Source organism: Cohnella herbarum (assembly GCF_012849095.1).
Taxonomy (GTDB): Bacteria; Bacillota; Bacilli; order Paenibacillales; family Paenibacillaceae; genus Cohnella; species Cohnella herbarum.
The window spans coordinates 690,049-702,073 of the sequence record NZ_CP051680.1 but is presented as its reverse complement, the minus strand read 5'-3'; the positions used below and the strand labels follow the sequence as shown (position 1 = coordinate 702,073).

The 12,025-nt window shown below is 50.6% G+C and carries 10 protein-coding genes; 4 read left to right on the top strand and 6 right to left on the bottom strand.

Annotated features, from left to right (window positions below; genetic code table 11):
• Nucleotides 1-149 precede the first annotated feature (149 nt).
• The 3 genes from HH215_RS02770 to HH215_RS02760 all read left to right on the top strand — a co-directional run bounded on the left by HH215_RS02770 (nt 150) and on the right by HH215_RS02760 (nt 5,147).
• Nucleotides 150-2,120, top strand: a complete 1,971-nt coding sequence (locus tag HH215_RS02770; protein WP_169278508.1) for a serine hydrolase domain-containing protein — start codon at nt 150-152, stop codon at nt 2,118-2,120.
• 89 nt (nt 2,121-2,209) lie between these two features.
• Entirely contained in the window at nt 2,210-4,528 is a 2,319-nt protein-coding gene (locus HH215_RS02765) for a sensor histidine kinase (protein WP_169278507.1), read from the top strand.
• Nucleotides 4,518-5,147 carry a response regulator transcription factor gene (locus HH215_RS02760; RefSeq protein WP_169278506.1) on the top strand — a complete coding sequence of 210 codons (630 nt, stop codon included), beginning with the start codon at nt 4,518-4,520 and terminating at the stop codon, nt 5,145-5,147. The genes HH215_RS02765 and HH215_RS02760 overlap by 11 nt, the downstream gene beginning before the upstream one ends.
• 102 nt (nt 5,148-5,249) lie before the next feature.
• Here HH215_RS02760 and HH215_RS02755 read toward each other — a convergent pair whose 3' ends face one another.
• The 5 genes from HH215_RS02755 to HH215_RS02735 all read right to left on the bottom strand — a co-directional run bounded on the left by HH215_RS02755 (nt 5,250) and on the right by HH215_RS02735 (nt 10,436).
• Nucleotides 5,250-6,086: a MurR/RpiR family transcriptional regulator gene (locus tag HH215_RS02755; RefSeq protein ID WP_169278505.1), complete on the bottom strand. Its 837-nt coding sequence runs from the start codon at nt 6,084-6,086 to the stop codon at nt 5,250-5,252.
• Between the two features lie 95 nt (nt 6,087-6,181).
• A complete protein-coding gene (locus HH215_RS02750) occupies nt 6,182-6,943 on the bottom strand; it encodes a PHP domain-containing protein (RefSeq protein WP_169278504.1) in 762 nt (253 codons plus the stop codon).
• A gap of 25 nt (nt 6,944-6,968) precedes the next feature.
• The gene (locus HH215_RS02745; RefSeq protein ID WP_169278503.1) at nt 6,969-7,808 is read right to left on the bottom strand and encodes an energy-coupling factor transporter transmembrane component T family protein; all 840 of its coding nucleotides are present in this window, start codon (nt 7,806-7,808) and stop codon (nt 6,969-6,971) included.
• Nucleotides 7,795-9,561, bottom strand: coding sequence for an ABC transporter ATP-binding protein (locus HH215_RS02740; protein WP_169278502.1), 1,767 nt, complete (start codon nt 9,559-9,561; stop codon nt 7,795-7,797). Before HH215_RS02740 ends, HH215_RS02745 begins: the two co-directional genes overlap by 14 nt.
• On the bottom strand, nt 9,561-10,436 hold the full coding sequence (locus HH215_RS02735; protein WP_254450348.1) for a DUF8171 family membrane protein: 876 nt from the start codon (nt 10,434-10,436) through the stop codon (nt 9,561-9,563). Before HH215_RS02735 ends, HH215_RS02740 begins: the two co-directional genes overlap by 1 nt.
• A gap of 185 nt (nt 10,437-10,621) precedes the next feature.
• On the opposite strand from HH215_RS02735, the gene HH215_RS02730 reads away from it, so the two are divergent.
• Nucleotides 10,622-11,389, top strand: coding sequence for a PHP-associated domain-containing protein (locus tag HH215_RS02730; protein WP_169278501.1), 768 nt, complete (start codon nt 10,622-10,624; stop codon nt 11,387-11,389).
• A 200-nt stretch (nt 11,390-11,589) separates the two neighbouring features.
• Here HH215_RS02730 and HH215_RS02725 read toward each other — a convergent pair whose 3' ends face one another.
• Nucleotides 11,590-12,021 (bottom strand): RbsD/FucU family protein, encoded by a 432-nt coding sequence (locus HH215_RS02725; RefSeq protein WP_169278500.1) that lies wholly within the window; start codon nt 12,019-12,021, stop codon nt 11,590-11,592.
• Nucleotides 12,022-12,025 lie beyond the last annotated feature (4 nt).

The following is a 12,025-nucleotide window of genomic DNA, read 5'->3' as shown; positions in this document are numbered from 1 at the left end:
GAATAGGTCTCCACCGGCTCTAGTCGAGCATGCGCGATCGCGCAAAAGGAATGCGCGGTTCCCCCGCCAAACGCCCTCTCCTACGGATTTCAGGACTGAACCCGGATGATAGCATAGTGGGTACAACCCTAGACCAAAGGAGATTCCCTATGAAAAAATTCGCCATCCTCACTCTTGCCACGACGCTATTATTTCCCTCTACCTCTCTAACTGCTCTAGCTGCCGCCCCGAAAGCGAACCCTTCCGTCGGGACCCTGGACAAGGCCGACGTGAAGACGTTCGCTCAGCAGTTTTTCCAGCAGAAAGAAGTGCAAGATCAACTGGCGGGTGCCGTTCTGGTCGTCGTCAAAGACGGAGAGGTGCTACTGAACGAAGGGTTCGGCTATGCCGATATCGCCGCCAAGAAACCGGTCGATGCCGATAAAACCCTCTTCCGCCTAGCCTCCGTATCCAAGCTCTTTACCTCAGCGGCCGTCATGCAATTGGCTGAAAGCGGCAAGCTCGATCTGGACGACGACGTGAATGCTTACTTGCCCGACTTGAAAATTCCGAACGAAACCGGATTTCCGCTCACCTTAAAACATCTCATGACCCACACGAGCGGTTTCGACAATGGAGATACGACCGATTCAGGCAAATTATCAACGTTGAGCGAATTCCTAAAGGAATCCGTTCCGACAATCGTGCGCAAACCGGGCGAAACGTTCCGATACGACAACTACGGCTTTACTTTGCAAGGCTACATCGTCGAGAAAGTATCCGGTCTTCCTTTTCAAGAATATATGGCCCAAAAAATGTTCAAGCCTCTCGGGATGAACAACAGTAGCTTTATTTTCACCGAGAAAGTGAAAAAAGCGATCGCTACTCCTTATGACAGCACGCATAAGCCAACTCAACATATTGCCAACGTACCTGACAGCGCGCCCGAAGGCGGGATGTTCTCTACGGGGGCCGACATGGCCAAGTTCCTCCTCGCAATGCTGAACGGCGGCCAAGCCGGTAATGAGCGAATCCTTGCCGATGCTTCGGTGAAGGAGATGGAGAAGAGAAGCGTTACGATTCATCCGGATATTCCGGGAGTCGGCTATGCCTTCGAATCGAACTATCCGAAAGATTACAACGGCTACGCGGTAGTGGAGAAGGGCGGCGACTTGCCCGGCTTCCATTCGAATCTTTGGCTGCTGCCCGAGCAGAACACCGGAATGTTCCTCGCATTGAATAGCGACAAGGGAAACTTGCGTATGCCTTTCTTCGAACAATTCATGAGCCGCTATTTCCCTGAGACTGGCGATGGACCGACATTGTTAGACCCAATGCCGACCCAACAGCAGCTTATGCGTTTCGAGGGGTTATATCGCCACATACGAACGCCAGCTTTGTTATCTCGCATTTCGGCCTCGGACGGGGCATTGATCGTCGAAGATATTTTCGGCAAACACGTTTTGCGGCAAGCGGGCGACTTGCTATTCTACGACGAGGAGGGAACTCCCGCCGGATTTAAGCTTGATGCGGACGGGAACGTAGCTTACTTCTCCTATAACCTTACCGATAGTTGGTCGGAGAAACTCCCGAAGCCTCCGAAATTCAATGATGTTGCCGATGATCATCCTTACGCCAAGTACATTTATGATCTCGTTCAAATGGGAGCCATTAAAGCGGGGACAGACCGCTTCGAGCCGTCCAAGCCGGTGACTAGAGGCCAGTTCATTGCTCAGATTATGCCTCTAGCCGGTTTCCAGCTTTCGACTCAACCTTCATCGTTCATCGATTTGAAAGGAAGCCCATATGAAGCCGTCATTCAAACGGCGTTCGAGTTCGGCGTCGTGCAAGGGAATCCGGGCGGCACATTCGGCCCGGAACAACCGCTTACTCGCGAACAAGCGGCTACCTTCGTCTGGCGATTAGCCAAGATCGGCCTGGGCGCCGCTCCGGTGCAAGCCGATCTGGCCGGCCCCGTCTCCTATTGGGCATCCGAAGGCGTTCAATACGTTGTCGGACGGCAGCTATACGGTCCCGACGTAAAGCACTCGACGGGTCCTGTAGACTACAGACCGAAAGAAAATATGCTCAACGAAGAAGCAGCCGCGTTAATCTATTTACTCCTACAAAAACTTTTATAGCTTACAAGATCGAGAAGCAAGCGATTCAAGACGAATCGCTTGTTTTCACTTATACTGGTTGAAGACTTGTTCAAAGGATCGTGAACTTCGTGAGCTTCTTACAGCATCCGCGTATAAAACGCTTATTCCTATACGGTTGCCTGGCGATCTTTATTTGCTCGGCTTCCTATATCCAATTCCATTCGTTAACGACTCCATTTTCCGGACTCGAGGTCGAGAAAAATTCCTCTTCGGAATGGACGATTTCCGGCATCCAGAGAGATTCGATCGCCACGGAGTGGGAAGTCGATCTCGGCGATCGGATCCTATCGTTCGATGGTCGGCAGGATCCGAAGCTTTTCGTAATCGATGAAGTCAAGCTAGTGAACGGCGCCAAAACAATCGAAGTCCTGGACAAAGAAGATCAACGGCGATCGATCGTGATCAAGCCTACTCGTACTGACATATTCGAGAATAGCTTCGCGTTTCTTATGGAACTGTTTCTTATCGGCGTCGGCTGTTATGCCGTCTGGAGGAAACCGGAGTCCCGCCTCATTCGCAGGTTCTTCTTGCTGAACGTAATGATCGCGTTCTCGATTATCTCCTTGTTCTCCGACGAGCTGTATTTGTCCAACTATTTGTTCCTTTATTGCGCCATTTGGGTGCCTTACGTGATGCTATCCTTTTATTTGCTGTTCGCGTTCCGGTCTATGTACGCTAGATTCCGTTCTCTGCTGCTCGGCTTTCGGATTTACTCGATCGCCTATTCCGCGTTTACCACGTCGTTCACGGTCCGGAAGGAATCGTACGCTTGGGTGTCGGATACGCTCAACGTCGTCCTCATCGTCACGTTAATTCTCATGGCGGGGATTACGGCATTTTACTGGACCCGATTCGACCGGATCGAGAAAAATCAGCTGTTCATCCTGTTTCTCGGCATATTCACCAGCCTAATGCCCTATGCGCTGCTATACGCCATTCCCCATCTCGTCTGGATGGACTATTTCGTACCCGCGGAGTACGCGCTCATCGGTCTCGTTCCGATATCCGGTACGTTAACCTATCTGCTGATCCAGCGCCAAATGATAGACTTGAAATTTTATATCCCCAGCTTAGCTTTACATAGCTTCTACTACATCTCGGCGCTAACCCTATTCGTGCTAGCGGCGAGCTGGAACTCCGTTGTTTATGCAGTCGGTTTGTTCGTCCTATTCGGATTGCTTACCTACGTCTATCGCCGCCTGCTAGTCCGTCTGCGCCGGAAAGAGGACCGCAAGAAGGAATGGATAGAGAACCAGAAGCTCCGCCTTTCCTTGCAGATGGCCGAGAAGAAAAACATCCGCGACATTCTTAAGCTGTTCGCCGACCTCGTTCACGATATGATCGAGGTACAGGGTCTTGCTCTAGTCTATATCGACGAAGATGACCAGCCCATTGTGTACAGCACGGGGATCTACGAAGGAAAATGGACGTTCGGGAACGCGGAAACGCCCGACAACAACGATTGGAGCAGCAAGAGCGAGTTCGCCCGCGTCATGGAACTGTCGCACGGACCGAATGAACAAAATCTAGGCTACCTATGCCTGGGTCCGAAAAGCAATGGTACGTTGTTCTCCTCGGAGGAACAGCGAATCGTCGAGAAGTTTCGCGTCGAAACGATACAGATGCTAACGAATGCCCGAATGCTGTTTCGCATGCAGCACGAATACGAGCAAGGCAAGGAGCAGATAGAACACCATGAACGCCGGTTTCGCGACTTCCGGACGTACAGTCAAATGCTGCTCGAAGCCAGAGAATCCGAGAAAATCAGAATCTCCTACTTCCTGCACGACGACTTGCTTCAGAATCTGATCTTCCTGTCTCGCGACTTAGAGGAATTGCACGACACGGGCCGGCACGAGCAGGAAAGAACCGCCACATGGCTGAAATGCCTATACGACTCGCAGCGCAGCATCCGTTCGCTGAGCGATAACCTATACCCGCACATTTTGGACAAAGGAGATCTTCATGAGGCGCTTCGCTGGTTACTCCGCGACATGAACCGCCAGGAAGAGATAGCCGTCACGCTGCATTATGAGCCGCCGTCCCCGGAACCCTTTCCTTCCTTCGTGAAAGCAAACCTGTTCCGTGCCGTACGCGAGCTGATCGTCAACGTGTTCAAGCATGCGGAGGCATCGGAGATGCAGGTCCGAGTCTGGATGAGCCGGGATTGCATCTATTGCAGCGTCACCGATAACGGCAAAGGTATTCCGCATATCTCAATCCCGCGGCAATTCGTCTCGGGCGGCGCCCGATTCGGTCTATTATCCGTTTGCGACCAGATGGAGCATTTGGGCGGTTCGACCGAAATCGATTCCGTACCCGGTCAAGGTACGTCGATTACCCTTAAGCTACCTCTTATCAAGGAGAGATTACCGAATGAACGATAACATACGCGTCTACTTGCTGGACGACCACCCCCTGGTGCTCGAAGGGCTGAAAAATCGACTCGATTCCGAGCCCGGAATCGAAGTGCTGCACACGTTCACCGACCCTCGCGAATTTATCGCCCAAACCGAGCTCTATTGCCCGGACGTCGCGCTAATGGACATCTCCTTGCCCTACATGGACGGATTTCAGTTGGCCCGGTTGCTGAAGGAACGGTACGGCAACTCGCTTAAAATTATTTTACTGTCCGGCTACACTTACGAAGAGTTTTACTATAAAGCTTACAAGATCGGCGTCCATGCCTATCTATCGAAGCAGTCATCCTATGGGAAAATCATCAATGCGATTAAACAAAGCATGCTGGGTCACATTCTCATTCCAGAGAATATCGGAACGACAAAAGATTCGAACGATGCGTTGACCGCTGCCGAACGGGAAGTCTTGCAGCTATTAGCGAAGGAGAAGACGAACAAAGAGATTGCTTTGGAACTGGCTATCAGTCAACGTACCGTTGAATATCACCTAACTTCGATCAATCAGAAGCTTGAGGTGAAAACGCGCATCGGAGCGGTCGTGAAGGGGTTTGAGTTAGGGGTTCTGTCTTTCTTGAAAGAGGAGTAAAACCGAAGCGCTCAACGCTTATTCCGCAGCTCCTGAATATCCAAGGTTAGCGGGGGGCGCTAGCCCCCGAGCTCATCTTGGGCGAAGATTCAGTTCAGAAGGTTATTTAGGCAACAAAGAGGAATAATTCCTTCGCATGGCATGAAGTTGCTTAAGCTTCTCCATTGCCGCCTCTCCGCGTTGTCCCGCTAGGGATACCGATAGACTCTCAACGACGGATAACGGGGCGACGAGCGAGTGAAACGCATCCGCTTCTCCCCGGTCGACTTGCAGAACGATATCGCTTTCGTTGATCATATCCGATACGAGAAGATCCGTTACCAGAATCGTCTTGTACCCCGATTCGGTTGCCTGATCCAAGATAACGGTCGCTTCCGGGGATTTGCGGACGAATCCGAAGAAGAGCACGACATCCTTCGGCCCGGCATGCACAAGGGTTTCCAACAATTCATGCCCGCTCTGGGCCATGATTCGAACTTCCATGCCGATTCGATTCAAGCGAAATCGCAATAAGTCGGTCAGACACGAGGTCGAGCCCGGTCCGTGAACGTATATTCGTTGCGCCTCGTTCAGAGCTTCCACCGCTTGGTCGAAAGCTCGACGAGAAATCCGTTTTGTCGTTTCCTCTAGATTAACCACGGCGGAAGTCATCATCCTTCCAAGCACTTCTCGTTCCGTTTGCTCCAAGACGTGCTGCATCTTGCGCGCCGGCGTCGAATGTTGGGTTTCTTGCAAATATTTCTTAAACGATTTCAAATTATCGTAACCGATCGATTTCCAGAATCGCGATACGGTGGCGATGCTGACGCCTGCCTTAGCCGCAATGTCCTCTTCCGTATAGAACGGAATTCGTTCGGGAGATTTCGCAATGAAATCGGCGATTTTCTGCTGGCTTTTGGACATTCGATTTAACGGCATCTCGAATTCTAGCGTGTTCATGGGGATCCTCCAATAGAGTAAATAACCAGCGATGACAAATGGCGAAGATTACACCCTCATATTGTAACTTCTTCAACCGGCTTTTCCAAACCCGTTCATGATATCGCGAATACCCCGCTCTGCTTCAACAGCTTTTTGACCAGATTAGCGGCCTTTACCTTCGTTTCCAGACATGCGGATACTTCGATCCGATATCGTTCCTGTCTAATACAATCCGCTAAATCCGCGACCGTGTCGTAATCGGCATCCAACCGATTCATCACGCTGCCGAACTGTAAGGGATGGTGCGTATCGCTGCCTGCCACGACAGGAACGCCGATGGAACGTGCCAAATCCTTAACTTCGTCTCTCATTCCCGAGCCGTAAGTAAACAAATCCTTAGCGTTGAGATCGAAACCGTCGAGCCTTCGGAGAGTCGTTGCCGCATGTTGCGTGAGCGGGTTGCTTTGCCGATGCGGATGTGCGCCGAATCGCGGCAGCGAAAGTTCATCGCACCAGTCGAGCAGCCTCTCGAATTCGACGAAATTACTAGCATCGGTATGGGATTCGAGTTTCGAGCGCAATGCCAATATCGAATCCCGGGTTCCTATGACTAGAATATGACCTCCCAATTTAACGTCGACTTCCATCCCGGGAAACACCTTAAATCCGTCCACGTCGTAATAATCGTCCTTGTACTGAAATTGCCGGTCTAATTCCTCATAGATGTCATGAAAACGATAGGTATTGAAGTGTTCGGTCATCGCGATGGCATCAAGCCCGTTTAGTCTAGCTTCTTGAATGGTTTCCTGAAAATATTCCAAGGAAAACTTTGTTTTTTTAGATAACTTCACATGGGCATGAAGATCGATATTCATTAGGGATTGCTCCTGTCTTTACGAATTAAATATGAAATTGATTGCCCAGCCAGAATACGAAAGCTACGTATCCTACGGATAGCGCAACGAAAGCGTAATCCCGAGGGAGAATTTTCAAGTAGGCCAGCTTAATGCGCTTAACCTTCGGGTCTTTGATCGCGTATGTGAACCCTTTCACTTCCAAAGCCTCGACGGTTGTCCTCGTGCGCTTGGCGGTGTTGAGAATGAGCGGATAGAACGCCAATACCGATATTTTGCCAATGTAGATTATCGTTCGCCAGCCTAGCCATCCTCTGCGCAGCGGGGCGCTTCCTCTAAGCCTGTAAGAGTAAAGCAAATTATTATATTCTTCGATTAGGATCGGCAACATTCGATAGCCGTACGCGACGCCGAAACTGAACTGGGCCGGCATTCCAAGGCTTAACAGCGCATCGCTAAGCTTCTCGGGGTCCATACTGGAAAATACGGCTATGCTTGCCAAGGCGATGACAAGCAGCTTCAGGGTTAACGTGGAAAGCGCCCAAGCGGCGGATAGACCTCCGCCGAAAGCTAACGCAACGATCAGCATATATGCCGTATCCGTGACAAGTCCGAACGCCAGCACGATAAGGACGAGAACGCTCGGCTTCGAAGTATAAGTAAGAATAGCGATGGCTAATAGCAGCCCGATGAGAACCGTCTTGTTATGAATAAACCAAGGGGCGATCGCGAAGAAAGAGTACCAGCCGATCAGCATTCGAGGATCGAACTTGGAAAGGAAAGTCATCGATTGGCCATAGGCCGTTCTTAACAGTTCGATCTTGACTCGCTCTACGCTCAGCTTTTCCCAGATCGTGGATTTATGAACGGTTTCAACGACTTCCATAGGAAAACTCCTCTCGCGGCGCATGCTGCATATAAGTTATGAATTGTTGTACGGATAGACAAGCCGGAACGATATCGAGCCGTTGGCATAATTGAATGATTTGCGGAGCGACCAGAGCGGCCTTGTCGAGAATTTCCGGATGTTGAAACACGGTGCTGCTGTCCGTATCGAGAAGAATACGTCCTTCGTTCATGACGATTACCCGGTTTGCCCAGTCCGCCACAAGTTGCATATCATGAGTCGCTACGATTACGGCTTTGACATGGTCGTGCAGCTCCTCGAACAACAAGGTCATTTCCTTCCGGCTTGCGATGTCTAGACTTGCGGTAGGCTCGTCGAGCAGCATGACGGTCGGACGCATAGCCATCCCGATCGCCAGCGAAGCGCGACGTTGCTGACCGCCGCTTAACAGTCTTCCGTCTCGCTCTTGCAGATCCGTGAGCTTAAACCTTCCTAACACCTCGTCGACGAAAGCCTCGATTCCTTCCTGTTTCCTAGCCTTCAAGAAGTAGGCAACATCCTCGCGGATGTTATCGGCGATGAACATTTCCTCCGGATTCTGAAAGAGAAACGCAACCTGGTCGGCTAACTTCTCGGGAGACGTCTTGCGAGTATCTTGACCGCAAACGGTAACCGCACCTTCCCATGGACGGCGAAGTCCCGAGATTAATCGGAGCAAAGTAGACTTACCCGCGCCATTATTGCCTATCAACGCGATTCGGTCGCCATCGTGAATACTCAAGTCCAATTCCCGAATGATCGGCCTTTTCTTCCGATCGATGCCTTGATATCCGCTGACGACTTTGTCGAAACGGACAAGCGTCTCTTTAGAAGTCGGAGCGGCACTCTCTTGCTTGGCAGCAATCGAAGGAAACGTAGCCCGCTTGAGAATAGGCGCCCAATGGGCTACGGCTTCCTCGATCGTAATCGGGTACGGGATTCCCCGCTCCGCCTCTCGTACGCCGCGTAGCGCATGAAACGCTTGAGTCACTTGCGGTGGCTGAATGTTCATCTCGTTTAGATCCGCCACTGCCGACAATCCTTCGGAGACCGTCTTGACCCAGCGAACTCTGCCCCCTTTCTCCATGAGAACGATCTTCCGGCAATAATCGGCGATGAATTCCGTGTGATGCTCGATAACCACGATCGTTTTCCCATACTTCTCGTTTAACAACTTGAGCTTGTCATAGATCATTCGTGCATGCGCGGGATCAAGCTGGGCTACCGGCTCATCTACGACGATGACTTCGGGGTTCAGAGCCAACGCCGCAGCCAGCGCGGCCATATGCTTCTGCCCGCCGCTTAACTGCCAAATCCATTCGTTGCGCAAATGCTCGATCTCGAGCATCTCAAGCGCATGTAATCCGCGCTCCTTGTAATCCTCGTATCCGAAGTTGAGCGGCGCAAAACAGGCTTCGTCGTAGACGGTCGGCCGCACCAGCTGATTCTCGAAGTCTTGGAATACGTAAGCTACGCTCTTCGACAGCTCGGCGACGCTCCGTTCCGAAGCGGAGAAACCGTCAATGACGATGGTTCCCTCCATATCGCCGGAATAGTATCCCGGGATAAGACCGTTAAAGCATTTGCACAGAGTCGTCTTGCCGCTCCCGTTACTCCCGGCGATCGCTATAAAATCACCGCGGGATATCGAAAGGTTAACTTGATAAAGAGAATCGATTTGCGCGCCCGGGTAACGGAAGGTCACGTTGTCGAGTTGGATGATGGGTTGATCTTCCGTAGACTGGTGTGCCATTAAACCGCTTCCCCTTTCCGTTTACCCGCTCTTCTGTTCACCGCCCATACTAACGTGACGATAAAAATAACCGCCGCGACGCCCATGCTGATCCAGATCGCGCCATTTCCCATATCCGCTAAAAATCCCGATTCCCAATCCACCAAGTTGATGTCCGACTCCGCCATGAATTCCGCTGCGCCGGCCGTTGCGAATAGAAGAATGCTCAGAATAAGCAGTCGTGGCGTTACGAATTCGCCGACCGATGCGGATGCCCGTCCATCGCGCGGCTTCATGCCAAGAAGCGGCTCTACTTTGCCATAGAGGCGCGGTACCAAATATAAGGTCGGAAGTAACGCGAATAAGGTTCCCGAGACGACCATCGCATTCAGGAAAGCGAAGCCCTCGACGGCTAAGACGCTTTCGGGCAGTCCGGAAACGGCTTCAAAGTCCTCGATTCCGAAATAAACTTTGCCGATATCGACAATCGTGCCCAGCAATTGATCGATCCCTATCGCAACGTAAGCCGCAATGGCTAGCTGTCTTCTGTTGGTTGGATTCGTTACGAGCATCCCCGCGATGAAGATCGCCAGCGAGAACTCGATGAATTTCTCCAATTCGCCTAACCCTCCGAATTGACCCAGCAGCAGCTCCCCGAATATCACTTCTCCGAAGCAAGCTCCGAGCGCAGCGTAGAGGGGGTTAAACAAGATCGCGAACAACAGCGGAATGAAAATGAAATATTCGACCTTAAGCTCCACGGGTCCAAGTTTCACTTCCGGAATCAGTTCGGTAATCATGTTGGATATTCCGTACAAGGACATCGACAAAATGAAAATCATAAGCTTCTGTTGCGAAGTTAACTCCCAGCGTTTCTTCATGGGTCCAGCGTTCATCTTCGTTCCTCCTAAAGATATGGTTGTTCCGGCCTTCTCTATCAGGATAGGGTTGATTTGTTATCAGATCGTTAACACAATATGTTTTATGCATTAAATATTTTCATATAAATTTACATGAAAATTATTTTTCACTATAATGGATTTATCACGGATCAGCATTTTGACAAAGGAGCGGTAATAAAGTGAATATCGATTTGCATACGCACGCCAAGTGGTCCAAAAACATCGATTTTTCTTATGATTATTTTTGCAACATGATTCAAGAAGCGGGTAAATCCAAGTTGGATGCCGTAGCCCTGACAGAGCATTTCAATACGCGACGGTTTTACGACATTTACGATACGTTAGATAAATGCTTCAGGTATGAAGGGGATCATTACTTAGTCGAAGGGGTTAAAGTATTTTCAGGGATGGAGGTTGACGTACGGGAGAAGGGTCACATTCTCGTCATCGGAACGAGGGAGAACGTGATTAAAGTACGTTCACAGCTAGACGGTCATACGGAGGAGAACGATTATATCGAGTTGTCTCGCCTGCTCGATCTGAGCGACGAGATGTTCTGTCTGAAGATCGGGGCGCACCCTTTTCGAGAGTTGAATCCGCTTGGGCACGTGAATCCGGAACTGCTACGACGCATGGATGCGTTCGATCTGAATGGAAGAGACTTGCACCACTACGGATTGGAGATGGAAAATAAAGTAGTCCGTTTCGCTGAAAGTATGGGAATCCCCGTCGTTGCGGGCAGCGATACCCACCAGCCTTTGCAGTTCGGAAGCTTGTATAACCGATTCGAACAAGACTGCGATACGATCGGTCAACTGCGCAATGCCATCCGTCAAGGTAAATACGATTATCGAATTTCCGAGCAGCTCCATACGAAGGTGCAATCCGCCGAAGCCGAGCAATCTCAATACAAAGCACAACACAAGAAAAATAGGGTTATCGCATAAAATTAGCTAAATATTCCCGATACGCTGAGCCGTTCTCAGCCATATACGACTAACATGGTGAGCTTCTCGGTCACTTAACCGCCTAGTGGAACTTGCTCATAAATCCAATCTATTTGAATAAGGGGCTGTCCCGAAAGGAAAGATTCCTTTTGGAACAGCCCCTTATCGGGTACAACTGCGCTCTTATTACTTACGACTTATTACTCCGTGATAACGCCTTTTTTCAAAATCAAGTTCGCGTACAGCGCGCTTTCACCGGTCGCGATTACGGCGTAAGCTTTCTTGGCCCGTTCGTAGAACGCGAAACGTTCCACTTCCTCGAAAGGAGCCTTATTGCCGGTACGCGATTCGATTATTTCTCCGTAAGTATTCCATATCGGCGTTTCCACAGTATCCCCCGGCATGACTTGCATTAAGGCTACGGGTTTGTCTACGTAAGGATCCAACGGGAAAAGCCGAAGAATGGCGTCGAGCAGTTCCGGAATGCCGTGACCATCCGCGCGGATTAATCTTTGCGCATGGCTCGCTCCCGGAAAATTGCCGTCCGCAATGACGATCTCATCGCTATGCCCCATCTCCATGAGCACTTTCAGCAGTTCCGGCGAGATTAAACTCGATATTCCGATTAGCATCTGT

What these genes read in the sequence shown, in the direction of transcription:
- HH215_RS02735 (WP_254450348.1), bottom strand. Translation starts at nt 10,436, where the DNA reads ATGAACGCTGGACCCATGAAGAAACGCTGGGAGTTAACTTCGCAACAG.
- HH215_RS02750 (WP_169278504.1), bottom strand. Translation starts at nt 6,943, where the DNA reads ATGAATATCGATCTTCATGCCCATGTGAAGTTATCTAAAAAAACAAAG.
- HH215_RS02770 (WP_169278508.1), top strand. Translation starts at nt 150, where the DNA reads ATGAAAAAATTCGCCATCCTCACTCTTGCCACGACGCTATTATTTCCC.
- HH215_RS02740 (WP_169278502.1), bottom strand. Translation starts at nt 9,561, where the DNA reads ATGGCACACCAGTCTACGGAAGATCAACCCATCATCCAACTCGACAAC.
- HH215_RS02760 (WP_169278506.1), top strand. Translation starts at nt 4,518, where the DNA reads ATGAACGATAACATACGCGTCTACTTGCTGGACGACCACCCCCTGGTG.
- HH215_RS02725 (WP_169278500.1), bottom strand. Translation starts at nt 12,021, where the DNA reads ATGCTAATCGGAATATCGAGTTTAATCTCGCCGGAACTGCTGAAAGTG.
- HH215_RS02755 (WP_169278505.1), bottom strand. Translation starts at nt 6,086, where the DNA reads ATGAACACGCTAGAATTCGAGATGCCGTTAAATCGAATGTCCAAAAGC.
- HH215_RS02745 (WP_169278503.1), bottom strand. Translation starts at nt 7,808, where the DNA reads ATGGAAGTCGTTGAAACCGTTCATAAATCCACGATCTGGGAAAAGCTG.